Source organism: Micromonospora sp. CV4 (genome assembly GCF_003667455.1).
In the GTDB taxonomy this organism is placed as follows: Bacteria; Actinomycetota; Actinomycetes; order Mycobacteriales; family Micromonosporaceae; genus Micromonospora.
Map to the genome: position 1 here is coordinate 23,024 of NZ_RCVI01000180.1, position 23,899 is coordinate 46,922.

Below are 23,899 nucleotides of genomic sequence, written 5' to 3' on the forward strand. Positions count from 1 at the left end.
GGGTGGGGACCGGTGCCGGCCCTGATCGAGCTGGACGACGCTCGGGGAGCGCCGCTGGACGACCGCGGACCGCCGGTGGCGCTGTCGCGGCGGTGGCGCTCGGTCCTGCTGGTGGTGGCGTGCGCGCTGCTCGGCGGGGCCGCGGCACCTGTACACCTGTTGGCTCGGGCGGGGCCGGTGCTGCCCGGCCGGGCGACCCTGCTCAGCGCGGGCCCCCTGCTGCTGGTCGTCGACCCGGGTGGCGGCGCGCCGACGCTGAGCGCCTACGACGCCGCGACGCCGCACCGCCCGGCACGGTGGCGGGTCACCGTGCCGCCGGCCACCGGGTGGTCCGCCGAGGCGGCCGGTGACCTGCTGCTGGTCGTCGAACGCGACCAGCTTCGCCGGCCGACGGCCACCACCGCCCGGTCGGTGCGCACCGGCGAACCGCTGTGGCGGCGACCCGAGCGGGTGTACGCGGCCGGCGACGCGACGGTGGCGGTGAGCGAGGTCCGTAGCGCCTCCGGACCGGGGCGGCGGGTCGAGGGCACGGTGCTCGGCATCGACCCGGCCACCGGCGTTTCCCGCTGGTCGGTGCCCGTGCCCTCCACCGCCGTGCTGGAGGTGCTGCCCGGCACGCCCGGGCGGGTGCTGCTGGTGCAGGACGACGGGCTGACCCGGCTGCTCGACGCCCGCGACGGCACGGTCCACGGGCAGGGGCGACTGCCGCCGGCCGACTACGGCCCCGACAACCCGCAGGTCATCGGCACGCACCTGGTGCTGCGCCACCCGACCGGCACCGGCGCGGCGCTGACCGGGTACGACCTGCCCGGGTTGGCGTGGCGTTGGCAGGTGCCGGTCCAGCCCGGCGAGGTGACCCTGCAGGCCTGCCAGGACCTGGTCTGCGGGCGGGACGGGCGTGGCCGGTGGGCGCGCGACGCCGCATCCGGTGCGGTCGGCTGGACGTGGCCGGACGGCAGGCGGTGGCGCACCGTCGCGGGCGCGCGGGCCGGCTCCGAGCCGCTGGTGCTGCTCGGTGTGGCGGCGGACGGCCGACGCGTCCTGGTCGCGACGGTGGGCCGGGACGGACCTCGGGTGCGCGGAGTGCTCCCGGCCGGGGTGCGGGACTGCCGGCGCGCCGGTGCCGGGCTGGTCTGCCGTGGCGATGCCGACCGGGTCACGGTCTGGGCGATCGACTCGCACTGACCGGGCGAGAAACGCCGGTGTACCTGACAGCGGTTGGCAGGTACCCGGGGCAGACTGCCCGCATGACGACAACCGCCGACCTCGCCATGGTCAACCTGGACAGCTCCGACCCGGCCGGGCACGCCGCGTTCTACCACCGGGCCCTGGGCTGGGAGATCACCCACAGCCAAGCCGAGTACGCCATGATCAATGGCGGCGGCGTCTCGATCGGCTTCGGGCTGGTCGAGGGTTACCGGCCGCCGACCTGGCCCGACCCGGCCGGGGGCAAGCGCTACCACCTCGACCTCTACGTGGACGACCTGGCCGCGGCGGAGAAGGAGTTCGTCGAGGCTGGCGCGTCGAAGCCGGAGTTCCAGCCCGGCGGTGACCGGTGGGTGGTGCTCATCGATCCGATCGGGCAGCCCTTCTGCATCTGCCCCCGCCCGCAGGGCTGAGGCTCCACGGGCCGCGCGGCGGTCAGCGCAGCGGGCCACGGGCGACGGCGGCCCGCATCGTCGGCGGGTCGCCGACCGGCACGTACTCCAGCCACCAGGTGGCGCCGGCCTCGGCGAGCGCGCCCAGGTAGGCCCGCTCGGCGCGCTCGTCCGGTCGGCGCTGCCGGCCGCCGATCGCCACGTCGAACGGCTGGCCGTCGGCGCGGGTGGGTGGCAGGGCGCTCACCAGCTCGCGTACCTCCTCGGGGGTGAAGTCGGACCACCCGTCGGTGTCGGTGAGCTTGTAGGGCACGATGCCGTCGGCGCGGGCCGCCCGCCGCCGCACGGCCCCGGCCTGCATGCTGCCGCCGACCCAGATCGGCACCCGGGGCGACTGCACCGGCGGCGGTCGCAGCGCCACCCCGTCGGCGCGGTAGTGGGCGCCCCGGTGGCGGACCGGCTCGCCGGTGAGCAGCCCGGTCAGCAGGTCGAGACCCTCGTCGAGCATGGCGGCCCGGACGGCCACCTCGGTCGGCTCGCCGAACGCGGCCAGGCCCCGATCGCCCGGGTCGCCCACGCCGACCGCGACGGTGGCCCGCCCCGCGCTGAGGTGGTCGAGGGTGAGCACCTCACGGGCCAGCTTCGCCGGGCGGCGTCGGGGCAGCGCCGTGACCGTGGTGCCCAGCCGCACCCGACCGGTGCGGCCGGCGATCGCCGTGAGCACCAGCCACGGGTCGTAGGTGGACGGGTCGTTCCCGGAGTAGTGGATCAGGTAATCCTCCAGGAACACCCCGTCCCACCCGGCGTGCTCGGCGAGCTCACCCAGCTCGACCAGCGTGGACACCGGGACGGACGCGCCGCCGCAGGGCAGCTCCAGACCGTGTCTCATCCACCGACCGTAGGGCGGAGGTACGACGCTCAGCCGCGGCGGCGGGACCGGGCCGCCCACACCACGTACGCCGGGTCGCGGTCGAGGTTGTGCCGGTCGCGGTCGTAGCGTCGGGTGGTACGCGGGTCGGCGTGCCCCATCGCGTCCTGCACGTCCTCCAGCGGGACGCCCTCCGAGCGGGCGGTGGTGGCGAAGGCGTGCCGCAGCGAGTGCGGCGAGAGCTTCGCCCAGGCCGGGATACCGGCGGCCCGGGCCAGCCGGCGGACCATCCGGAACACCGAGTGCCGGTCCAGTCGGGCGCCGCTGGCGGTGACCAGCAGCGGGCCGGTCAGCTGCGGCACCGGCACCCCGGTGGCGGCGGCCCGCTGGGCCAGGTAGGCGTCCACCGCGTACCCCGTGCCGGGGGTGAGGGCGCGGCGGCGTTGCTTGCCGCCCTTGCCGACGAACCGCACGCTGCGGTGCCCGCGTTCGCTGCCCAGGTCGGTGAGATCCAGTGAGATCAGCTCGCCGACGCGCAGGCCCAGGTCGGCCAGGAGCGCGATCGCGGCCCGGTTCCGGGCGGCCGTCGGGCCGCTGTCCGCGTCGGCGGCGCTGAGCAGCGCGTCCACCTCCTCCGGGGTGAGACCGACGGTGGCGGAGTGGTCCCGGTCGACGCGTGGCCGGTCGGCTCCGGCGACCGGGTTGGCCGGCACCGCGCCGAGTTTGACGAGGAAGTCGTACCAGCTGGACAGCGCGGAGAGCCGGCGCGCCACGGTCGCCGGGGTCAGCGGCCGGCCGCTTCGCGCACCGATGGTGGACTCCAGGGCGCGGGCGTACTCGTTGACGTGCAGGAAGTTGGCCCGCAGCGGGTCCAGGTCGCGGTCGGCGCACCAGGTGAGCCAGCCGGTGACGTCGCGCCGGTAGGCGTCGCGGGTGTGCTCGGACAACCGGCGGTTGCGCAGCCACGCCTCGGTGACGTCGACCGGCCCGCCGGGCAGGGCCGGTCGGGCCGTCGGGCGGGCGAGCACCGGAGCGTCGGAGGACACCATGTGAAAAACACTCTCAGCTCCGGGTGGGTTCGCCGCGCAGGCGCGCCGAGACCGCCGGACCCGGCCGGTGTCGGGCCACGGCGTGCCGGCTACCGTCGGGCGGTGCGTGCCAGTCGGCTGGTCTCCCTGCTGCTGCTCCTGCAGACGCGGGGGCGGATGACCGCCGTGGAGCTGTCCGAGGCCCTGGAGGTGTCGGTCCGGACGGTGTACCGGGACGTGGAGTCGTTGGGCGCCGCCGGGGTGCCGGTGTACGCCGAGCGCGGCCCGGCCGGCGGGTACCGGCTGCTCGACGGCTACCGCACACGGCTGACGGGGCTGACCGCCGGCGAGGCCGAGGCGCTGTTCCTGGCCGGTGTGCCGGGCCCGGCCGCCGAGCTGGGCCTGGGGTCGGTGCTGGCCACCGCGGAGCTGAAGTTGCGCGCCGCGCTGCCGGGCGACCTCGCCGACCGGGGCGGGCGGATCCGGCAGCGGTTCCACCTGGACGCGCCGAGCTGGTTCCGCGAGCCCGAGCCCACACCGCACCTGGCCGCCCTGGCCGGCGCGGTGTGGGAGGACCGCCGGATCCGGGTGCGCTACCGGCGGTGGCAGCAACCCCGGGACGTGACCCGCACCCTCGACCCGCTCGGCGTGGTGCTCAAGGCCGGCCGGTGGTACCTGGTCGCCGCGGCGGCCGGGCAGGTGCGCACCTACCGGGTGGGCGCCATTCTGGACCTGACCGTGCTGGACGAGCCCGCCGACCGACCGGCCGGGTTCGACCTGGCGGCCAGCTGGCAGGAGCACACCGAGCGCTACGAGAGTGGCGTCTACCGCGCGGAGGCGCGGGTGCGGATGACCGTGGCGGCGCTGGCGCGCACGGTGCACCTCTTTCCGCCGGCGATGAGTCGGGCGGCGCAAGACGCCGCTGGTGCGCCGGACGCGGACGGCTGGCTGGTCACCACCGTGCCGATCGAGTCGATCCGGCACGGTCACGTCGAGATGCTCAAGCTCGGCGCGCAGGTGGAGGTGCTCGCACCGGCCGAGTTGCGGGAGCTTCTCGCGGGCACCGCCCACGCGCTCGCCGCGCTCTACCCACCGGCCACCACCGGGGAAGACCCCGCGGTGGACGGGACGGCCGGTGATGCTCGGGGCGGGCCGGGTACGACGGTTGGCCCGCCCCCCGCATCGGTCAGGCGTTGATCTGCCGGCGTCCGTCGCCGTTGGCGCTGATGGTCACCCGGCGGGGCTTGGCGCGCTCGGCGACCGGGATGCGCAGCGTCAGCACCCCGTTGTCGTAGCCCGCCTCGAGCTTGTCGGTGTCCAGGGTGTCGCCCAGGAACAGCCGCCGGGTGAAGGTGCCCATGGGGCGTTCGGCGGCGACCAGTTCGACACCGTCGCCGGTCGGCCGGCGACGCTCGGCCCGCACGGTGAGCACGTTGCGCTCGACGGTGCAGTCGATGGAGTCCGGGTCGACGCCGGGCAGGTCGAACGCGGCGTAGAAGTGGTCCCCGTCGCGGTAGGCGTCCAGGTGCATCATCGCGGGACGGGCCGCCGTACCGAAGAACTGCTCGGCGAGCCGGTCGATCTCGCGGAACGGGTCGGTACGCATCAACATCGTCGTGCCTCCTCGGTTCTCCTGGCCGAAGGTGATGACTTGAGTCGGGGTGACTCAAGTTCCTCTTTGTATTTAGCGCACCTGACGGCGGCCGTCAAGTCCTCAGCACAGCCGCTTCTCGAACCAGTGTTCGGCGTACGGGCCCTGCGAATACGCGGAGATCTCGACGTAGCCGTGCCGGGCGTACAGGGCGCGGGCCTCGACCAGGTCGTTGCGGGTGTCCAGGCGGATCCGGTCCACTCCGGCCGCCCGTGCCCGCTGCTCCAGGGCGGCCAGCAGCGCCGCGCCCCCGCCGGCGCCGCGATGTGCGGGGCGGATGAACACCCGGGTCATCTCGGCCCAGTCCGGCCACCAGCGCAGCCCGGCGCAGCCGGCCAGGTCCGCGCCGTGGTGGGCGAGCAGCAGCACACCGGTCGGGTGCGCCAGGTCGTCGCTGGGCATCTCGGCCAGCGCCGCGTCGACCTCTCCCGGACGGGCCGGGCGGCGGTGGTAGCGGACCACCATCTCCGTCATGTACTCGCGCAGCAGCAGTGCCGCGTCGGGCTGGTCGGGATGGACGGCGGTGGTCACCCAGGTGGATCGGAGTGTGCTGGTCACCCGTTGATTGTCCGGAGCGCGGTCAACGGATTTTCCGCCGTCCGGGTCGCCGGCGGCCCGGGGACACGCTACCGGCGGCCCGGCAGCAGGGCGATCAGAGAAGCTCGTAGATGCCGTGTTCGCGGGTGAGCAACTGCTCGTCGATCAGGTAGCGGCGCAACGTGACGTGGTCCGACCCGCCGGCGGCGCACCACGGTTTGAGCGCCTCGTCCACGGCCCGCTCGGGGTAGCGGGTCCCCGACTCGAACGACCGTTCCGCGATGTGCGCCAGCAGCACCCGTCGCCGACCGCGTTGCGCCGGCAGGCCGACCAGCACACCGGAGCGTAGGAACGTCCGTAGCACCGGGTCACCGGCCGGCTCGGCGTCGTCGGCCGGGCGGCGCTCGCGAGCGGCCGCCCGCAGCGACACCTCGTCGGCCACGAGCGCGCCGTCGGAACCGGTCACCAGGCCCGCGTCGGTGAGCCGGCGGATGCCGGTGAGCACCGTCCGCGCCGGCAGGGCGGCCCGCTCGGCGATCTGGGCCGTGCTGGCCGCGCCCAGCACGATGGCCGCGAAGACCCGCCGTCGTCCGTCGTCGGCCAGGGCCCCGGCCAGAGCGTCCGCAGTCATGCCGGTCACCCTCCCATCGACGGTACGCCGACCGCCAGGCGATTTCCCGGTACGGTCCGCTCCCCCGCCGCGCCGCGCGGACTCAGTCGGTCGACTGCTCGGCCACGAGCAGCACCCGGCGCAGCAGGTCCGAGAGCAGCCGGCGCTCCGCCGGGGTGAGCGCGCCGAGCAGCCGGTGCTCCTCGGCGCCCCGGACGTCCATCGCCCCGTGCCATGCGGCCCGGCCGGCATCGGTGAGCTCCACATCGACCCGTCGCCGGTCCACGGTGGACGGAGTGCGGCGCACGAAGCCCCGCTCGACCAGACTGTCGACCCGCGCGGTGATCGACGCGGGCGCCATCGCCAGGTCCGCGGCCAGTTCCGAGGGCGCGGCACGTCCCTGCCGGCCGGCGAGCGCGTGCAGCGTGTCGTACTCGTGTGCCGGCAGGTCGAAATCCACCAGCACCCGCTCCTTCACGGTGCGCAGGTGCCGGGTGAGGACACCCATCCTGGTCACCGCCCCTTCGACGTCGACGTCGAGGTCGGGCAGGACGGGCAGCCAGCGCTCGACGTGCCGGTCGACCGAGTCGTGGGGGTTCATCGCCAGAGCTTATCGCACCGAACTATTCGTTGACGAAATATTTGACGTCGAAGTATCGTGCGGTGGTGGCCACTCCTCTGCGCACCCGCTCCTTCCGGCTGTTGTTCCTGGGCCGGACCGTCTCCGGGGTCGGCGACGCCGTGGTCCCCGCCGCCCTGGCCCTGGCCGTCCTGCGGGCCACCGGTTCGACCGGCGCGCTCGCTGTCGTCCTCGCGGCGGCGATGGTTCCCCGGCTGCTCCTGCTGCCAATCGGCGGCGTGGTCGCCGACCGGTTCGACGCCCGCCGGGTCGCCCTGGCGGCCGACCTGGTCCGCTGCGCGACCCAGCTCGCGGTCGGCGTGGAGCTGCTCGGCGGCGACGCATCGCTGGCCACCATCGTGGTGGCCTCCGCGCTCGGCGGCACCGCCTCGGCGTTCGCCATGCCGACCGCCTCCCCGCTGGTCGCCGGCACCGTCGCACCGGCCGACCGGCAGCGGGCCAACGCCCTGATGGGGATCACCGCCAACACCAGCCGGCTCGCCGGGCCGGCGCTGGCCGGGGCACTGATCTGGGCCGCCGGCCCGGGCTGGGCGTTCATCATCGACAGCGCGTCGTTCGCGCTCAGCGCCACGCTGCTCGCGCTCGTCCGGGTCCGGCACGTGCCGGTGCCCCGCCGCTCCATCATCGGCGACCTGCGCCACGGTTTCGGCGAGGTGCGCGCCCGCGACTGGTTCTGGACCAGCCTGATCGGGCACGGCGTCTGGAACGGCGCCGCCGCCGTGCTGATGACCCTCGGCCCGGCCATCGCCATCGACCGCCTCGGCGGTGAGGCCACCTGGGTGGTGCTGTTGCAGGCCGGCGCGATCGGCATGCTCACCGGCTCGTTGCTGGCCGGGCGGGTCCGGCTCCACCGGCCGGTCCTGCTGGCCAACCTCGGGCTGGCCAGCTACGCCGCACCACTGCTGCTGCTCGCCGTCGCCGCGCCCGCCCCGGCGGTGATCGTCGCCTACGGCGTCGCGCTGACCGCCCTCGGCTACCTCAACCCGGTCTGGGAGACCGTCGTGCAGCACCAGTTCCCGCCCGAGGTCCTGGCCCGGGTCACCTCGTACGACTGGCTGGTCTCACTGGGCGCCGTGCCGCTGGGTTACGCCCTGGCGCCACTGGCCGCGGACGCCTTCGGGGCACCCGTACCGCTGGCCGTCGCCGGCCTGCTGGTCCTGGCCGCCTGCGCCGGCACCGCGCTGGTCCCCGGCGTACGCCGGCTCACCTGGCCGGCGACCACGCCACCGAGCCCGGTCGAACCCGCCACCGCCGACGCGCGGTGAGCGGGTCCGACCGGTCGCCTGGTCACTCCCCGGTCGGCCCGTCGGCGAGTTCGGTCACGATGTCGAGGTGGCCGAGGTGGCGGGCGTACTCCTGGAGCAGGTGGAACAGCACCCGCTCCAGCGAGGCGGGGTCGGCGCCGCTCCAGCGCGGGCCTGGCGCGCCGACCTCCGACAGGTCGTGCGCCGTCACCACCGCGCTGGTGTGCGCACCCTGCGCCCGCAGCGCCGCCACCAGATCCGAGCGGGTCTCCTCGGGCGCGACATACCAGCGATCCCCGCGGCGGTCACCCCACGGCTCGGGAACATCCCGGCCCTGAAAACCCCACTCGATCCAGCGCAGCTCGACGTACCGCAGGTGTTTGAGCAGTTCCAGCGGCGTCCAGCCCGACGGCAGGCCGCTGCGCCGCAGCTCCGACTCGGGCAGCGCCGACACCTTGGTCGTCACCGACTCCCGGAAGTAGTCCAGGTAGCGCAGGAAGACCTCGGTGCGGCTGCCGGCGGGGCTCGTGGGCTCGGGGAAGGGCATGGTCATCCGCCCATTGTGCGGGGCCGGTCAGCCCGCGGGCAGGTCGCGGCCGCGCTGCTGCACACCGGCCTGGCCGTACGGGTAGTCACCCACCGGCGGGGCGCTAGCCTCGTCCAGCAGCCGGGTCTGCTCCGCGTCGAGGACCAGGTCGGCGGCGGTCAGGTTGTCGTCGAGCTGCGCCGTCGTCCGTGCCCCGAGGATCACCGAGGTGACCGCCGGGCGGGCCGCCAACCAGGCGAGCGCCACCGCCGACATGGACACGCCCTGCTCCCCGGCCACCTGGCTGACCGCGTCGATCACCCGCCACGTGCGCTCCTCGGCGTTGCGACCCGCGTACGCCTCGACGCCGCGCTGCGGGTTCTCGCCGAGCCGGGTGGCGCCGGTGGGCGTGCTGTCCCGCTGGTACTTGCCGGTCAGCCAGCCGCCGCCCAACGGTGACCACGGCAGGATGCCGATGCCCTCGTTCTCGCAGACCGGCACCAGCTCGAACTCGATCTCCCGGGCCAGCAGGTTGTACTGCGGCTGGAGGGTCACGATCGGGGTGAGGTTGAGGTGCTGGGTGAGCAGGGCGGCCTTCTGCAACTGCCAACCGGTGAAGTTGCTGACCCCCGCATAGCGGATCTTGCCCGCGCGGACCGCGTCGTCGAAGAACCGCAGCGTCTCCGGCAGCGGGGTCAGCGGGTCCCAGGCGTGCGCCTGGTAGAGGTCGACGGCCTCGACACCGAGGCGCCGGAGGCTGGCGTCCAGGGCGCGGGTCAGGTGTACCCGGGACAGGCCGGCGTCGTTCGCCCCCGGGCCCATCGGGAACCGCCCCTTGGTGGCGATGACCAGCCGGTCGCGCAGGCCGGGCCGCGCGGCCAGCCAGCGGCCGACGATCTCCTCGGAGACGCCGGCGGAGTAGACGTCGGCGGTGTCGATGAACGTCCCGCCGGCCTCCACGAACCGGTCCAGCTGGGCGAAGCTGCCCTCCTCGTCGGTCTCCGCGCCGAAGGTCATCGTGCCCAGACACAGGGTCGACACCACCGTGCCGGTGGCGCCCAGAGTGCGATAGCGCATGTCGTCCTTCCGGTAGAGGAACAAAGCTGATCTTCGCACCGGGTCCCGGGACGGGCGGCACGGGCACCCGGACGGCGGTGTCAGGGGTGATGATGTGCGGGTGAGCGAGTCCGCCATCGAGACCGGCCGACCCCACCGGCCGGATCAGTCGTCGCCGTCGAAGCGGCCACCGACACCGGGTCCGCGCGCGCTCGGCCCGTGGCTGGTGGCCGCGGCGGTCAGCGTGACGCTGCTGCTGCTCGCGGGCCGCTACGGCTATCACCGGGACGAGCTGTACTTCCTGCTCTGCGGCCGGCACCTCGACTGGGGGTACGTCGACCAGGGCCCGCTGGTCCCGGCGCTGGCCCGACTGCTCGACACGATCGCGCCGGGCAACCTGGTCGTGCTGCGCACCCCGTCGGCGCTGCTGGCCGGTGTCGCGGTCCTGCTGGTCGCGGCCGTCGCCCGGGAGTTGGGCGCCGGCCGGGGCGGGCAGAGCTTCGCGGCGTTGCTCGCCGCGCTGTCCGGCATCGTGCTCGCCGGCGGGCACCTGCTCAGCACCACCACCGTCGACCTGCTGGTCTGGCTGGCCGCCGTGTGGTGCGCGGTGCGGCTGCTGCGCACCGGCGACAGCCGGTGGGCGGTCGGCATCGGGCTGGCGCTCGGCGTCGGCATGCTCAACAAGCTGCTGCCCGCGCTGCTGGCCGTGGGCCTGATCGCCGGGGTGGCCATCGCCGGGCCGCGTCGGCTGCTGCGCGACCGGTGGGTGCTCGCCGCCGTCGGGATCGCCGCGCTGCTGGCCGCGCCGACCCTGATCTGGCAGGCCACGCACGGCTTTCCGCAGCTGTCGGTGGCCGCCTCGATCTCCGGCGGTGACAGCTCCTACAGTGGCCGCCTCGACGCGCTCACCCTCCAGTTCGTCATCATCAGCCCGTACGCGGTGCCGATCTGGATCGCCGGGCTCGTCGCGTTGCTGCGCCGGCCGGCGTGGCGGGCGTACCGCCCTCTGGGCTGGGCCTGGCTGGTCGTCGTCGGCATCGTGCTGATCGCCGGCGGCAAGGGTTACTACGACGCGCCGCTGCTGCTGGTCCTGACAGCCGCCGGTGCGGTGGTCACCGCCGCCTGGGCGTCACGCGGTGCGGTCGGGCTGCGCCGGGGTCTGCTCACGGTGGCCGCGGTGCCGCTGTTGCTGCCCACCATCGTGCTGCTGCTGCCGGTGTTGCCGGCCGACCGGTTGCCCGCCTTCGTGGTGGACGTCAACTACGACGCCGGTGAGACCATCGGCTGGCCGGCGTTCGCCGACTCGGTCGCCACGGTCCACCGTGGCCTTCCGCCAGAGGAGCGCTCGCGCACGGTCATCCTGACCGGCAACTACGGCGAGGCGGGCGCGCTGGCCCGCTACGGCCCGACCCGTGATCTGCCCCGCGCGTACTCCGGGCACAACAGCATGGTCGACTTCGGCCGACCACCCGCCGACGCCGACGTGGCGATCGTCGTCGGCTGGGAACGCTCCGCCCCGCTGAACGCCTGGTTCACCGAGTGCGCACCCGCCGGACGGGTGGACCAGCGGGTCGACGTGGACAACGACGAGAACGGCGGCCCGATCTTCGTGTGCCGGGGGCTGCGGCGTCCGTGGGCGCAGATCTGGGACACCGAGGTACGCCACGCCGGCTGACCCCGCGACGTCAGTTGTCGTTGGCGCCGGTCAGCCAGGCGCGTACCGCGGGCAGTGCCTCGGGGCCCGAGTCGGTGCCGACGTCGCGGGCGAGATCGGCGATCGTGACCGCGGCGAGTGCCTGACGCCACGCCTCCTCGGCGGTCCACATGGCCCGGGCGACCGGGCACGCCCTGGTGCAGGCGTTGGCCGGGGTCGCCAGCGGGCCGCGTTGCCGGATCTCGGTGCAGACGAAGGCGGGCCCGGGACCGTCGACGGCCCGCACCACGTCGAGCAACGTGATGCTCTCCGGTGCGCGGGTCAGCGCGTAGCCACCGGCCTTGCCCTGCACGGAGTGGATGAGGCCGGCGCGGGCGAGCGACTGGAGCTGCTTGGCGAGGTAGCTGCCGGAGACGTCGTGCAGCTCCGCGAGCCGCGCCGCCGGGACGGGCCTGCTGCTGACCGTGAGGACGACGCAGCAGTGCAGCGCCCATTCGACCCCGCCGGACATCTTCATCGCATCACCCTAGCCACCCCGATACTCGGACCCCTCGTGTCCGAGTATAGTTCTCGGACATAAGAAGTCCGAGTATCGGCCGGGCTGCCAACGAGGGCCGGACAAACGGGCTGCAATCCCTCCAGGGAAGGTGGAACGAACATGAAGATCGCCGTGATGGGCGGGACCGGCCTCATCGGGTCCCAGGTCGTCGAGATCCTGCGGGCAGCCGGGCACGACGCGGTGCCGCACTCGCAGTCGACCGGGGTCGACCTCCTCACCGGGCAGGGTCTGCCCGAGGCGCTCAAGGGCGCCGAGGTCGTCGTCAACCTGACGAACTCGCCGACCTTCGACGAGGCCTCCCCCGCCTTCTTCCAGACGACCATGGACAACCTCCTGGCCGCCGCCGAGCAGGCCGGCGTCGGGCACGCGGTGGTGCTCTCGATCGTGGGCGTCGACCTGGTCCCCGACCTGGCCTACTACCGCGCCAAGGTCCTCCAGGAGGACATCCTCAAGGCCGGCCCCGTCCCCTACTCAATCGTCCGCGCCACCCAGTTCTTCGAGTTCATGGGCGCGGTGATGTCCTGGACCGCCGACGACAACACCGTCCGCCTGCCCAGCAACCCGCTGCAGCCGATCGCGGCGGCCGACGTCGCCCAGGCCGTCGCCGACGTCAGCATGGGCGCTCCCCTGCGGGGCGTCCGCAACATCGCCGGCCCCGACGTCTTCCCGCTCGACGAGCTGGGCCGGATCACCCTCGCCGCCCAGGGCGACAAGCGCACCGTCACCACCGACGACAGCGCCGGCATGTTCGCGGCAGCGCCCGCCGACGCGCTGATCGCCCCGGACGACGCCGTGCTCGCGCCCACCTCGTACCGGGACTGGCTCGCCCGCTGACCCTGGCGACCGGGGCGGTGTCCGGCGTCGCGGCGATCGATCGTCCCGACGCCGGACACCGCGCACGGGCCACGGCTGGTACCCACGCGGTTCTTCGGACGGACCGCGCCGTCAGCGGGGCCCGACCGCGATGAGCCGGCCTACACTCGGCCCATGGTCACGGCGGGACTGCTCCTCGCGGCCGGTGCCGGTCGCCGGATAGGCATGCCGAAGGCCCTCCTGTCGTACCGGGATCGGCCCCTGGTGGAGCACGCCGCGGCGATCCTCGCGGCGGCCGGCTGCCGGCCGGTCGTGGTGGTGCTCGGTGCGCAGGCCGACCGGGTCCGCGCCCTGGCTCGGCTGCCCGCCGCGGTGCTCAACGACGACTGGGCGACCGGCATGGGCTCGTCTCTGCGGGCCGGACTGTCCGCCCTGACGTCCGGCACCGCCGTGGCGGCCGTGGTCACGCTGGTCGACATGCCCGGCCTGACCCCTCAGGCGGTCCGCCGGGTGGCCCGGAACGCCACCGCCGACTGCCTCGCGGTGGCCACCTATCAGGACGGACGTCGCGGACATCCGGTGCTGCTCGGCCGGCACCACTGGGCCGGCGCCGCTGCGGCGGCGATCGGGGACCGGGGCGCGCGCGACTACCTGCGCGCGCAGGGCGCGGCCGTGCGGCTGGTGCCCTGCGCCGACGTCGCCGACGACACCGACGTGGACCTGCCCGAACAGGCCGTCGGCTACGGGCTGACCGGGGGTACGGCGGACGCCTGGCGCGCGAGCCCTCGGCTAGAGTGACGGCGTGCTCAGCAGGGTCAGCGGTCTGTCTCGGCATTTTACCGAGGACAGTCTTCGCCGATATCTCCTGGAGCGTGCGGTCCGAGAGGCCGGCGGCTGCCTGATCATCCGTGGCTACGGCACGCGGCGCGGTGTCTACCAGAAGGTCGCGGGCCGGGCCTGGGCACACATCGCCGCTTATGCGGCCTTCGTCGGCGGCTACGACCCCGACCTGGACGTCGACCACCTCTGCGACGTCCGGGACTGCGTGGAGCCCACCCATCTGCGGCAGGTCAGTCGCGCGGAGAGCTGCCGGACACGGGCGCAGCGGTCGACCTGTCGCAACGGGCACGACCGCGAGGTCGACGAATCGACGGGGCGATACCGGCGGACGTGTCGCGCCTGCAACCGGGACAGTCAGCGCCGGTGGCGCGAGCGCCAGGCCGCCGAGGTGGCGATGGCCCGCGCGGCGTACGTCCCGAGCCAGGAGCGGGCGGCGGCGTCGCCGGTGCCGGGCGGGGCCTGAAGAACGGACCCGTTCAGCGGCTGCGCCCACCCTGGTCTTGAAAACTCGCCAAAAATATCGCGGTGGGATGTCGAGAACCTCGGAGCGGCTCCGTCCCCGGAGCGAACACGGCCAGAATGGCCGTACCTGATCAAGGAGACATGATGGCCAAGTACCTGCTGCTCAAGCACTACCGCGGTGCCCCGGCTGCCGTCAACGACGTGCCAATGGACCAGTGGAGCCAGGAGGAGATCTCGGCCCACATGCAGTACATGAACGACTTCGCCGCTCGGCTCGAGGGCACCGGCGAGTTCGTCGACGGTCAGGCGCTCTCCCCGGAGGGGACGTTCGTCCGCTACGACGGCGAGGGGCGGCCGCCGGTCACCGATGGTCCGTTCGCGGAGACCAAGGACCTGATCGCCGGCTGGATGGTGATCGACGTGGAGACCTACGAGCGCGCGATCGAGCTGGCCGGCGAGCTGTCCGCCGCTCCGGGCGCGGGTGGTAAGCCGATCCACGAGTGGCTCGAGGTGCGCCCGTTCTACGGCGTGCAGCCGACGGCCACCGAGTGAACGAGTCGCTGCTGCGGGAGCTGGTGCCCGCGGTCATCGGCGTCCTCGTCCGCCGCGGAGCCGACTTCGCGGCGGCCGAGGACGCCGTGCAGGACGCCCTGGTCGAGGCCGTACGCGGGTGGCCGGACGACTCGCCGCGGGACCCCAAGGGCTGGTTGGTCACGGTGGCGTGGCGCAAGTTCCTCGACGCCGTGCGCGCCGACGCCTCCCGGCGGCGGCGAGAGGAACTGGTCGAGGCCGAGCCCACGCCCGACCTGGGTACGGCGGTGGACGACACCCTTCAGCTGTACTTTCTGTGCGCGCACCCGTCCCTGACCCCGGCCTCGGCCGTCGCGCTCACGTTGCGCGCGGTCGGCGGTCTGACCACACGGCAGATCGCACGGGCCTACCTCGTGCCCGAGGCGACCATGGCCCAACGGATCAGCAGGGCCAAGCGGACCGTCTCCACCGTCCGGTTCGACCAGCCCGGTGACGTCACCACCGTGCTGCGCGTGCTCTACCTGGTCTTCAACGAGGGCTACTCCGGCGACGTCGACCTCGCCGCCGAGGCGATCCGGCTCACTCGCCAGCTGGCGGCCAGGACCAACCAGGAGGAGGTCGCGGGCCTGCTGGCGCTCATGCTGCTCCACCACGCACGACGACCGGCACGGATCGGCGCCGACGGCAGGCTCGTGCCGCTCGCCGAGCAGGACCGCGGCCTGTGGAACACCCGACTGATCAGCGAGGGCGTCGACGTGCTCCAGGCCGCCCTGGCCCGCGACCGCCTGGGCGAGTTCCAGGCCCAGGCCGCCATCGCCGCGCTCCACGCCGACGCCCAGACGGTCGAGGAGACCGACTGGGTGCAGATCGTCGAGTGGTACGACGAACTGGTGCGCCTCACCGACAGCCCGGTGGCCCGCCTCAACCGGGCCGTCGCGGTCGGCGAGGCCGACGGCCCACGGGCCGGCCTGGCCGCCCTGGCGGGGCTCGAACCCTCGCTGCCGCGGCACGGCGCCGTCGCCGCGTACCTGCACGAGCGCGATGGTGATGCGGTCACCGCGGCGCGGCTCTACGCCCAGGCCGCCCGATCAGCGCCCAACATCCCCGAACGTGACCACCTCATGCGACAGGCCGCCCGGCTCAACGCGCAGCTGCGCGGGTGAGCGACGAACCCGGACCCACGGCGGGTGCTCGGGTCATGGGTCTGGCGCGGCGTTGGTGACCGTGTCCGCAGCGTCCCAGGGCGTCGAGGATGCCGCAGCACACCATTCTGACGCGTTACGCACAAGAACTGTCATTATGATGCATGCACGCTATGCCCCTTATGTGGCGATACATTATCGGATTATCGTTACTGGTAAACCGGTAATCGAGCTTCAGCCTCGAACAGCTGCGGCACGGACCGTCGGTTCGCGGCCGAGTCGGCCAGTCGGCTCCGGCGTGGTTGGCGGAAGGTCGGCGGTTTCTCAGAACATGACGAGCCGGGCCGAGCATCGTCGGGCGGGCGCGTGTCTCGGCATGAGATCCGCCTGGGTCTTGACGTCAGCTCAGGTCAGCAACAACCGGTTGGAGGCAACGACGTCTGGTCCACGCGCCCCGGTCAGGGCAGGAGCCAGCGATCAAACCAGGCGCGGGTCCGGCGCAGGACGTCGAGTTGGTGGTTGCGTTCCCGGATCGAGTGGCCCTCTCTCGGGTAGATCACGAACTCGTGTTCGACGTCGAAGTGGCGCAGCGCCCGGTGGAGGTACACGGCCTGTCCGAGGGGAACGTTGGTGTCCTCGGCCCCGTGCATGATGAGCACCGGAGTACGGATGTGGCTGGCGAAGGAGATCGGGCTGACCGCGTCATGCGGGTGTGGGCCGACGCCGGACCAGCCGGTGCTGCCACCGAGCGCGGCTTCGAACTGGCCGTTCTCCCCGGTCGCGGCGAGCATGCCCCAGTCGACGATGCCGGCGCCGACCAGCGCGGCGCGGAAGCGGTCGGTCTGGCCGATGGCCCAGGCGGACATGAAGCCACCGTGGCTCCAGCCGGCGATGCCCAGCCGGCTGGGGTCGGCGACGCCCTCGGCGATGAGCAGGTCGATGCCGGTCAGGATGTCGGTCCACTCCTGCTGCCCGACCCGGCCGGCGACGCTGGCGGCGAACCGGTGGCCATGGCCCTGGCCGCCGCGCGGGTTCGGCAGCAGGACCGCGTAGCCGGCGGCGGCCAGCCACTGCGCGCTGGGAAACCAGAACAACTGGCAACGATCGGCGTAGCGATCGTACGGGCCTCCGTGCACGATCGTGACCAGCGGGAACGGGCCATCCGACGCGGTTTTTCCCACCGGCAGTACGAGCAGGCCGTCCAGGTCGAGGCCGTCGGCGGCGCGGTAGGCCAGCGGTTGTTGCGTGCCGAGTGCGATGCCGTCCAGTTCCGGGCGGGTGTTGGTGATTCTTCGCAGCGGGCCGGTGGGCGGTCCGATGTGAACGTTCGGGCGCTGATAGCGGGTACCGGTAAGCACCGCGATCTCGTCGCCGGCAGGGGTGGTGGTGAGGTTGTCGAGGCGTCCGGGGTGATGCGACAGGGTCGTGAGGTCTTTGGCGTCGAGCCGGGCCAGGGTGGTGTTCAGGCCGTCGGCGAACACCACCAGCGGGGCGGCATCGGTCTGGCAGAGGGTGGTGGGGCACATCGAGAGACCAGCGGTGCGGTTGCGGAGGACGCGGCTGCCCACGGCCAGGTCGAACACGGCAGTGCCGGCCTGCAGAACCGGTGGGGTGAGCGCGAGGTAACCGACGTGCCAACCGTCCTCGCCCGGCCACCAGGCAAGAGATCGTGCGTCCACCTCGACCGGTCCGAGGTTCTCCGCGCTCCCGGTCGTGGGGTCGAACAGGTGCAGTTGGCCGGTGCGCGGGCCGTAGTCGTTGTCGGCGCTGGCCCCCGTCAGCACGGCAAGTGGGCCGCCGTCGGGACGTTGCCGCAGTTCCACGACGTGCCGGTCACCGAACACATCCGGGGTGGTGACCCGCCCGGTGCGCAGGTCGAGCAGGCGCAACCGGGCACGCGGTTCGCGCTCACCGACGACAATGGCGTCGTCGCGGTCCCGGGCGCGGCGCGCGTCCTGCTCGGTGGATTCGTCCTCGGCGAGCAGAGCGACCAGGTCGGGGTCGGCGAGCGGCAGGTGGTCGGTGACGCCGGCGCGCCAGCTGGTCAGCGTGGTCGTCGTCCCGGTGGCGAGGGTGAGCCCGTGCAGTTGCGGGGTACCGCGGTCGGCGCGGTCGGACAGGAAGAACAGCGTCTCCGAGTCGGCCGACCAGCGTGGCCGGGACTCGGTCGCGGTGTCGGCGGTCGCCCGACGCGACGCGGCCGCGTCATCGGTGTCGACGAGCCAGAGTTCGGTGTCGAGGTGGTCACCGGTCCGGCTGACGGGAGCGAGGACGTAGCAGAGCAGGCGCCCGTTCGGGGCGAGCGCCGGGGTCTGTGGGTCACGACCATCGACCGCGAGTTCGGCCGTCAGACCTGTCATGCAATCAGTCTGTCAGCACACGTTGACCCTCGACGAGGTTGAGCCTCGACCATCTGCGGCATGGACGACCACGACGACCAGCCCGCGCCCGACCCGACCATGACCCGCATCGTCAACGCCGTACAGCTCGGTCGATCAGGACAGCAGGCACTGGCCCGCGACACCCTCACCGCGCTCTGGGACGAGATCGGCGTCGACGGCGACGCCTTCCACCGCTGCACTCTCGCGCACTATCTGGCCGACCTTCAGGAGAGCACCGAAGCTGAACTCAGCTGGGACGAGCGAGCACTGGCCGCCGTCGCGGACCTCACCGACGAACGCGCCCAGCAGTACCACCACTCAATGCAGGTCCAGGGATTCCTGCCGTCGCTGCACCTCAACCTCGCCGACGACCACCGGCGCCTGGGCAACACCGCCCTGGCCCGGGAACACCTGGCACTGGCCGAGCGCTTCGTCGGGCGGTTGCCGGACGACCCCTACGGCGAGATGATCCGCGCCGGCATCCGCAACGCCACCGAAGCCCTGGAGCAGGACTAGAGGTGCCGCAGGGCTCGTGGTGCGCAGCATGCAGGCGCCCGTGGCGTACCTGCACGCTGCGCACCGAACCGCTGGACGAGGTGTTCGACTGGCTCGATCGGCAACGCACCGCGTCGAAACTTCTCAGCTCGGGTGGGAACGTTGTCGGTCAGAGCTACTGGAAGCGATGGCGTCCGTGCGCAAGCGGCAGGGGCGCCCCCGTGAGTGTGCGGTCACAGCCGGGGCTGGGATCAACGCTCCAACAGGCGCATGGCGGCTTCGTCGTGGGTCTCGCCCACAGCAGGAGGAAGGTTGTTGAGCTTCTCGATCTGCTCGGCGGTCAGTTCCACGGCGTCGGCGGCGCTGTTCTCCTCGACGCGTGCCACGCGCTTGGTGCCGGGGATGGGTGCAATGTCGTCGCCGCGGGTCAACAGCCAGGCCAGGGCGATCTGCGCCGGGGTGGTACCCGCTTCGGCGGCGATGGCTTGGACCTCGTCTGCGAGACGCAGGTTGCGCTGGAAGTTCTCGCCGGTGAAGCGCGGGTTGTTCTTTCGCAGGTCGGTCTCGTCGAAGCCGCTGGTCGAGCGGATCTGCCCGGTGAGGAAGCCGCGTCCCAAAGGCGAGTAGGGCACGAAGCCGATGTTCAGCTCGCGCAGCAGGGGCAGCACCTGCGCCTCCGGAACCCGGGTCCACAGGGAGTACTCCGACTGGACGGCAGCGATGGGATGCACGGCGTGGGCACGGCGGATCGTCTCCGGTCCGGCCTCGGACAGGCCGATGTGGCGGACCTTGCCCTCGGTGATCAGTTCGGCCAGCGCTCCGATGGTGTCCTCAATCGGTGTGTTCGGGTCGACTCGATGCTGGTAGTACAGGTCGATGTAGTCGGTGCCCAGCCGCTTGAGCGAGCCTTCGACGGCCGTGCGGATGTTGGCCGGGCTGCTGTCGAGTTGCCCTGCCCCGCCGTGCGCATGCGAGATCATGCCGAACTTCGTCGCCACCACGGCCTGATCCCGGCGGCCCTTGAGCGCTTTGCCGAGGAGTTCCTCGTTGATGTACGGGCCGTAGACCTCGGCGGTGTCCAGGAACGTGACGCCCAGCTCCAGGGCCCGGTGAATGGTGCGGATCGACTCGGCGTCGTCCGTGCCGGCTCCCGTGTAGGCGTAGGACATCGATACCAGGCCGAGACCGATACGGGAGACGTCCAGGTCCCCCAGCTTGATGTGCTTCATTGCAGTTCTCCTTATCTCTGGCAAATTGGTACGACAGGGGCCGTACCACCGGGTGGGACGGTCAGGCGACCGGAATCCAGGTGAACCGGCCGTCGGGGCGGCGCTCGGCGCGTCCGAAGACCACGTCGGCGAAGTGGTTGCCGAAGCCGATGGTGTCGGGGCGGCTCAGCTCTTCGACCAGGCGTCGGCGGTACTCGGCGGCGTCGGCGGGGTCGTGGTCGATCCCGCAGCCCCATTCGGGGTGGGTGACCTGGATCGGCGCGTGCATCGCGTCGCCGAACGCGATCAGCCGCCGGTCGCCGCCGGTGATGGTGTACGTGGCGTGGCCGACGGTGTGTCCGAGCGAGAACGAGACCCGTACGCCGGGGAAGATCTCCTCGCCGTCCTCGACCGTGCGAACGCGTGGTGCGAAGGCGGCCAGACGTTCCTCGGTCGCCCCGCCCGCGGCGGCCAGGTCGCGCCGCTCCCACTCGGGCGCCGCGATGAAGTGGGTGGCGTGCGCGAATGGCGGCGTGTCGGTGCCGGGCTCGTTGCTCCAGGCCCAGCCCAGGTGATCGAGGTGCAGGTGGGTGATGGCGACGGCCTCGATCTGGCTCGGCTCGCGGCCCAGCCGCCGCAGGCCGTCCAGCAGCTCACCGCCGTAGATGCTTCCCAGCATCGGGTTGGCCGGGTCGTCGGGGTGGGACTCGGGTCCGAACCCGGTGTCGATGAGCAACGCCCGGTCACCCCGCTCGACCAGCAGCCCGCCGACGGCTGCGGGCAGGAAGCCCCCGTCGTCGAGATGATCGTGATTGGCCGACCAGTCCGCGTCGGTGGCGGCGGGCAGCCAGCCGCGTGGCTTGCACAGGGCCAGCCCGTCCGGGACGTAGGTGATCTTCAGTTCACCCAGGCGGAGCGAACGGACGCGCGGTGCGCTCGTCAGCCGTACGCGGTCGAAATCGGTCGTCGTGGCCATATTGTCCTACCTCGCGCTCGAAGAGGTGCCGCCAGGCGACGGCACCGAGCGAAAGTTACAGCTAGAACAGTTTCAGCTGCAACTATTCGAGCTGCAGTAGACTCGTGCCGTGACCACCGAGCGCGAAACTCAACCCCAAGCCGACCGCCGGCTGTGCGGGCTGGTCAAAGAACTGGCCAGTCAGATCGAAGCCCACCTTCGAGCCCGCACGGCCACCCTCGGTCTCACACCCTCACAGGGCACCGCGCTACGCGAGCTGACCCACCCCATGACGCTGCGCGAACTCGCCGAACGGATGGGCTGCGAGCCCTCCAACATCACCTTCGTCGCCGATCGCCTCGAGGAGCAGGGCTACCTCGAACGCCATCCACACCCCGACGACCGCCGCGCCAAGCAGCTCATCCTGACCCCCAAGGGCACCGAGCTCCGCGACCGCCTCGTCGAGTTGCTATCGAAAGACTCCCCCCTGGCCCCTCTGGCCCCCGAAGAGCAGGACGTCCTGCAGCACCTCCTCACCCGCGCCCTCATCCGCTGACCGCTCTGACGGGGCTGCACGGAGGCGTCCACAGCGGGTGAGTCAGGTCAGCGCCCGGATCGGGCTGCCGTCGAGGAAGGCGCCGATGTCGTCCACGGCGTCACGAAAGAACGTCGCGTAGTTCAGCTCGCTGACATAGCCGAGGTGCGGCGTGGCCAGCACGTTCGGCAGCGTACGGAACTCATGGCCGGCGGGCAGCGGCTCCTCGTCGAAAACGTCCAGCCCGGCCCCCGCGATCCGCCCCTCGCGCAGCGCGCTCGCCAGGGCGGACTGGTCGACGATCGCCGCCCGCGAGGTGTTGACCAGGTAGGCGGTGGGCTTCATCAGCGCGAGTTCCCGCCCGCCGACGAGCCCGCGCGTCCGGTCGCCGAGCACGAGGTGAACGGAGACGATGTCGGAGCCGACGAGCAGGGCGTCCAGGCCGGGGGCCAGCCGCGCGCCGCGCTCCTCGGCCCGCTCGCGCGTCAGGTTGTGGCTCCAGGCCAGCACGTCCATGCCGAACGCCCGCCCGACCGCCGCCACCTGCGACCCGATCCTGCCCAGGCCGAGCAGCCCGAGGGTGCGTCCGTGCAGGTCGACGCCCAGGGTGTGCTGCCATGGACCGTTGGTGCGCAGCGCGGTCGCCTCAGGCACCAGGTGGCGGGCCAGGCCGAGGATCAGCGCCCACGTCAGCTCGACCGTCGAGGTCCAGCCGCCGCCCGTGCCGCACACCGTGACGCCGTGCGCCCGCGCCGCCTCCAGGTCGATGGCAGCGTTGCTCATGCCGGTGGTGACGAGCAGCCGCAGGTGGGGCAGTTTGTCGAACACCTCGGCGGGAAACGGCGTGCGCTCCCTCATGGCGACCACGATCTCGCAGTCTCGGATGGTCGCTACGAGCTCGTCAGTGCTCGTGAAGTGCTCGCGAAAGCTGGTGGCACGGACCCTGGACCAGTCCGCCAGCCCGAGTGCCACCCCCTGGTAGTCGTCCAGCAGGGCGCAGCGGAAATCAGTTGACATGCCGAACGACCGTACGCCTCCCGCTCCGGCTCATCGCTACTTTGGCGCTGGGGTCACGCTTGGGGAGCAGGACGCCACATCCCCTGCACCGAGGGCCTCAACGTCGTCGAGTCGTGGAACCGGACCAACAGCGTGGAACCGGCCCGATCTGGCCGGTCTGCGCTCTCGTCGACGGCATGCCATTGGGGAAAGTGCAGATCTGCCGACGCGCTGACGAGCTACTCGGCTCGCCAGCGCGGCATGCGGGCTGACGCCCGCTGGCATGGTGCCGACTGGTGTTACTTCTTGTCCGTGTCGGTGTTCGTGCGGATGGACTCCTGATAGACGTCCGCGTAGGTGCGCGAGTCCTTGATGAGGTCGTCGCAGAAGGTGGCGACGTCGGTGCCGGTGAGTTCCAGAACCCTCTTGCCAGCCGCGGCGCCCTCCTCGAAGAAGTCGACGATCCCGGAGAGCAGGCGCCCGTCGGCCAGGTCGACCGGTCCGACCTTGAACAGGTACTTCTGCATCTCCTTGTAGACGATCTGGTAATCCGGCGGGAGGGTCTTGACCCGAGCCACGTGCGCCCGCCACTGCTTCTTGCCCTCGATGATGTCCTGGACTCCCACGTCAGCCTCCCAGCCGGGCCAGTTTTCGTGCAACGGTCCTGTTCAACTGTTCGCGCCACCGGTCGCGATAGGTCCGGGCGCCCTCTCCGCCGGCCAACGCCGTGCAGAAGCCGTGGATGTCGTCACCGAGCACCTCGTGGACGCTCTGCCCGTCCGCCGATGCTTCTTCGAGCAGCCCCAGGGCGGCGTCGAGGATCGGCATCAGGTTGCGACCCGTGAAGTCCCCGTACGGGAAGAGATGGCCCTTGATCTGTTGCCACGCCGCCTGGTAGTCGGCCGGCAATGCCTCCGCCCGGGCTTCGAACACCTTCCATTCCCTGGTGAGATCGCTGCCCGTGATGGTCTCCCAGAAGCTCATCTCGCCCCCTCCCTGAGCTTGTCGATGCGTGCTGAGACGTACTGCCATTTCGCCCAGAACCGTGCGAGTTCCTCGCGCCCGGCGTCGTTGAGCGAGTAGAACTTGCGCGGGGGTCCCACCTCGGATGGTCGTTTCGTCACCTGGACAAGTCCGTTCCGCTCCAGTCGCAGCAGGATGGTGTACACCGTCCCCTCGATGACGTCGACGAAGCCGAGCTCGTTCAACCGACGCGTGACGGCGTACCCGTAGGTCTCCTCGCCGCCGATGATTTCGAGCACGCAGCCCTCCAGCGTGCCCTTCAACATCTCCGTCAGATCCTCCATGGCGACTCCTCTTCGGTCCCCCTGGTACCTCGTAGCACTGGGTACCGCTACAACGTAGCACCGACTACCGGTATTCGGTAGTACCAAGTAGCGCCTCGAATCTCAGCCTGTCCACGGAAACCACAGTTTGTAGGTAACCTTCTTGACTGGCGGTCGTGGCGTAGCTAAGTTTCAGTCACCCGGACTGAGAGGCGTCTATGCAGACCCGACTCGTTACCGCGACCGCCTGGGTGGCAACCCTGGCCGTCACCCTCGCCCCGCTC

28 protein-coding genes are annotated in these 23,899 nt (G+C 72.1%); 12 read left to right on the forward strand and 16 right to left on the reverse strand.

What is annotated here, in order from left to right; all coding sequences use genetic code 11:
* Positions 1-12 precede the first annotated feature (12 nt).
* Both EAD98_RS04995 and EAD98_RS05000 read left to right on the forward strand, forming a co-directional pair.
* Positions 13-1,185: a PQQ-binding-like beta-propeller repeat protein gene (locus tag EAD98_RS04995; protein ID WP_121652898.1), complete on the forward strand. Its 1,173-nt coding sequence runs from the start codon at positions 13-15 to the stop codon at positions 1,183-1,185.
* A 62-nt stretch (positions 1,186-1,247) separates the two neighbouring features.
* On the forward strand, positions 1,248-1,619 hold the full coding sequence (locus EAD98_RS05000; RefSeq protein ID WP_121652899.1) for a VOC family protein: 372 nt from the start codon (positions 1,248-1,250) through the stop codon (positions 1,617-1,619).
* Between the two features lie 22 nt (positions 1,620-1,641).
* On the opposite strand, the gene EAD98_RS05005 is transcribed toward EAD98_RS05000, so the two are convergent.
* Together EAD98_RS05005 and EAD98_RS05010 are read right to left on the reverse strand one after the other, a co-directional pair.
* Positions 1,642-2,487, reverse strand: coding sequence for an LLM class flavin-dependent oxidoreductase (locus EAD98_RS05005; protein ID WP_121652921.1), 846 nt, complete (start codon positions 2,485-2,487; stop codon positions 1,642-1,644).
* Between the two features lie 29 nt (positions 2,488-2,516).
* A complete protein-coding gene (locus tag EAD98_RS05010) occupies positions 2,517-3,515 on the reverse strand; it encodes a tyrosine-type recombinase/integrase (RefSeq protein ID WP_121652900.1) in 999 nt (332 codons plus the stop codon).
* A gap of 102 nt (positions 3,516-3,617) precedes the next feature.
* On the opposite strand from EAD98_RS05010, the gene EAD98_RS05015 reads away from it, so the two are divergent.
* Positions 3,618-4,691: a YafY family protein gene (locus EAD98_RS05015; RefSeq protein ID WP_121652901.1), complete on the forward strand. Its 1,074-nt coding sequence runs from the start codon at positions 3,618-3,620 to the stop codon at positions 4,689-4,691.
* Here the strand turns inward: EAD98_RS05015 and EAD98_RS05020 are convergent.
* From EAD98_RS05020 to EAD98_RS05035, 4 genes are all read right to left on the reverse strand, one after another.
* The gene (locus tag EAD98_RS05020) at positions 4,681-5,106 is read right to left on the reverse strand and encodes an Hsp20/alpha crystallin family protein (RefSeq protein ID WP_121652902.1); all 426 of its coding nucleotides are present in this window, start codon (positions 5,104-5,106) and stop codon (positions 4,681-4,683) included. The genes EAD98_RS05015 and EAD98_RS05020 overlap by 11 nt on opposite strands.
* 102 nt (positions 5,107-5,208) lie before the next feature.
* Positions 5,209-5,703 carry a GNAT family N-acetyltransferase gene (locus tag EAD98_RS05025; RefSeq protein WP_233583720.1) on the reverse strand — a complete coding sequence of 165 codons (495 nt, stop codon included), beginning with the start codon at positions 5,701-5,703 and terminating at the stop codon, positions 5,209-5,211.
* A gap of 94 nt (positions 5,704-5,797) precedes the next feature.
* Positions 5,798-6,313, reverse strand: coding sequence for a DUF2087 domain-containing protein (locus EAD98_RS05030; protein WP_121652923.1), 516 nt, complete (start codon positions 6,311-6,313; stop codon positions 5,798-5,800).
* Positions 6,314-6,395: 82 nt separating this feature from the next.
* Positions 6,396-6,893, reverse strand: a complete 498-nt coding sequence (locus EAD98_RS05035; protein ID WP_121652903.1) for a MarR family winged helix-turn-helix transcriptional regulator — start codon at positions 6,891-6,893, stop codon at positions 6,396-6,398.
* Between the two features lie 65 nt (positions 6,894-6,958).
* Between EAD98_RS05035 and EAD98_RS05040 the strand changes: the two genes are divergently transcribed.
* Complete coding sequence (locus EAD98_RS05040) at positions 6,959-8,197, forward strand: MFS transporter (protein ID WP_121652924.1); 1,239 nt, start codon at positions 6,959-6,961, stop codon at positions 8,195-8,197.
* A gap of 22 nt (positions 8,198-8,219) precedes the next feature.
* Here EAD98_RS05040 and EAD98_RS05045 read toward each other — a convergent pair whose 3' ends face one another.
* Entirely contained in the window at positions 8,220-8,729 is a 510-nt protein-coding gene (locus tag EAD98_RS05045) for a DinB family protein (protein ID WP_121652904.1), read from the reverse strand.
* Positions 8,730-8,750: 21 nt separating this feature from the next.
* Positions 8,751-9,779: an aldo/keto reductase gene (locus EAD98_RS05050; protein WP_121652905.1), complete on the reverse strand. Its 1,029-nt coding sequence runs from the start codon at positions 9,777-9,779 to the stop codon at positions 8,751-8,753.
* A gap of 100 nt (positions 9,780-9,879) precedes the next feature.
* Here EAD98_RS05050 and EAD98_RS05055 point away from each other — a divergent pair, with 100 nt between their 5' ends.
* Complete coding sequence (locus EAD98_RS05055) at positions 9,880-11,433, forward strand: glycosyltransferase family 39 protein (RefSeq protein ID WP_199723292.1); 1,554 nt, start codon at positions 9,880-9,882, stop codon at positions 11,431-11,433.
* A 10-nt stretch (positions 11,434-11,443) separates the two neighbouring features.
* Here EAD98_RS05055 and EAD98_RS05060 read toward each other — a convergent pair whose 3' ends face one another.
* Positions 11,444-11,929: an Rrf2 family transcriptional regulator gene (locus tag EAD98_RS05060; RefSeq protein WP_121652906.1), complete on the reverse strand. Its 486-nt coding sequence runs from the start codon at positions 11,927-11,929 to the stop codon at positions 11,444-11,446.
* Between the two features lie 141 nt (positions 11,930-12,070).
* Here EAD98_RS05060 and EAD98_RS05065 point away from each other — a divergent pair, with 141 nt between their 5' ends.
* From EAD98_RS05065 to EAD98_RS05085, 5 genes are all read left to right on the forward strand, one after another.
* Positions 12,071-12,805 (forward strand): SDR family oxidoreductase, encoded by a 735-nt coding sequence (locus EAD98_RS05065; protein WP_121652907.1) that lies wholly within the window; start codon positions 12,071-12,073, stop codon positions 12,803-12,805.
* Between the two features lie 153 nt (positions 12,806-12,958).
* Positions 12,959-13,582 carry an NTP transferase domain-containing protein gene (locus tag EAD98_RS05070; protein WP_121652908.1) on the forward strand — a complete coding sequence of 208 codons (624 nt, stop codon included), beginning with the start codon at positions 12,959-12,961 and terminating at the stop codon, positions 13,580-13,582.
* Positions 13,583-13,586: 4 nt separating this feature from the next.
* Positions 13,587-14,087, forward strand: coding sequence for an HNH endonuclease (locus EAD98_RS05075; RefSeq protein WP_121652909.1), 501 nt, complete (start codon positions 13,587-13,589; stop codon positions 14,085-14,087).
* A 143-nt stretch (positions 14,088-14,230) separates the two neighbouring features.
* A complete protein-coding gene (locus tag EAD98_RS05080; protein WP_121652926.1) occupies positions 14,231-14,638 on the forward strand; it encodes a YciI family protein in 408 nt (135 codons plus the stop codon).
* Positions 14,635-15,780 carry an RNA polymerase sigma factor gene (locus EAD98_RS05085; RefSeq protein ID WP_121652910.1) on the forward strand — a complete coding sequence of 382 codons (1,146 nt, stop codon included), beginning with the start codon at positions 14,635-14,637 and terminating at the stop codon, positions 15,778-15,780. Before EAD98_RS05080 ends, EAD98_RS05085 begins: the two co-directional genes overlap by 4 nt.
* Positions 15,781-16,217: 437 nt before the next feature.
* Here EAD98_RS05085 and EAD98_RS05090 read toward each other — a convergent pair whose 3' ends face one another.
* Complete coding sequence (locus tag EAD98_RS05090) at positions 16,218-18,119, reverse strand: prolyl oligopeptidase family serine peptidase (RefSeq protein ID WP_121652911.1); 1,902 nt, start codon at positions 18,117-18,119, stop codon at positions 16,218-16,220.
* 60 nt (positions 18,120-18,179) lie between these two features.
* Between EAD98_RS05090 and EAD98_RS05095 the strand changes: the two genes are divergently transcribed.
* Positions 18,180-18,656: a hypothetical protein gene (locus EAD98_RS05095; RefSeq protein WP_121652912.1), complete on the forward strand. Its 477-nt coding sequence runs from the start codon at positions 18,180-18,182 to the stop codon at positions 18,654-18,656.
* A 230-nt stretch (positions 18,657-18,886) separates the two neighbouring features.
* Here the strand turns inward: EAD98_RS05095 and EAD98_RS05100 are convergent, their stop codons facing one another.
* Both EAD98_RS05100 and EAD98_RS05105 read right to left on the reverse strand, forming a co-directional pair.
* Complete coding sequence (locus EAD98_RS05100) at positions 18,887-19,864, reverse strand: aldo/keto reductase (protein WP_121652913.1); 978 nt, start codon at positions 19,862-19,864, stop codon at positions 18,887-18,889.
* A gap of 61 nt (positions 19,865-19,925) precedes the next feature.
* Complete coding sequence (locus EAD98_RS05105) at positions 19,926-20,819, reverse strand: MBL fold metallo-hydrolase (protein ID WP_121652914.1); 894 nt, start codon at positions 20,817-20,819, stop codon at positions 19,926-19,928.
* 109 nt (positions 20,820-20,928) lie between these two features.
* Between EAD98_RS05105 and EAD98_RS05110 the strand changes: the two genes are divergently transcribed.
* Entirely contained in the window at positions 20,929-21,354 is a 426-nt protein-coding gene (locus tag EAD98_RS05110) for a MarR family winged helix-turn-helix transcriptional regulator (RefSeq protein ID WP_121652915.1), read from the forward strand.
* A 42-nt stretch (positions 21,355-21,396) separates the two neighbouring features.
* Here the strand turns inward: EAD98_RS05110 and EAD98_RS05115 are convergent, their stop codons facing one another.
* From EAD98_RS05115 to EAD98_RS05130, 4 genes are all read right to left on the reverse strand, one after another.
* Positions 21,397-22,350 (reverse strand): D-2-hydroxyacid dehydrogenase family protein, encoded by a 954-nt coding sequence (locus EAD98_RS05115; RefSeq protein WP_121652916.1) that lies wholly within the window; start codon positions 22,348-22,350, stop codon positions 21,397-21,399.
* A gap of 278 nt (positions 22,351-22,628) precedes the next feature.
* Positions 22,629-22,955, reverse strand: coding sequence for a DUF1048 domain-containing protein (locus EAD98_RS05120; RefSeq protein ID WP_121652917.1), 327 nt, complete (start codon positions 22,953-22,955; stop codon positions 22,629-22,631).
* A 1-nt stretch (position 22,956) separates the two neighbouring features.
* Positions 22,957-23,313 carry a DUF1048 domain-containing protein gene (locus EAD98_RS05125; RefSeq protein WP_121652918.1) on the reverse strand — a complete coding sequence of 119 codons (357 nt, stop codon included), beginning with the start codon at positions 23,311-23,313 and terminating at the stop codon, positions 22,957-22,959.
* A complete protein-coding gene (locus EAD98_RS05130) occupies positions 23,310-23,636 on the reverse strand; it encodes a PadR family transcriptional regulator (RefSeq protein ID WP_121652919.1) in 327 nt (108 codons plus the stop codon). Before EAD98_RS05130 ends, EAD98_RS05125 begins: the two co-directional genes overlap by 4 nt.
* Positions 23,637-23,899 lie beyond the last annotated feature (263 nt).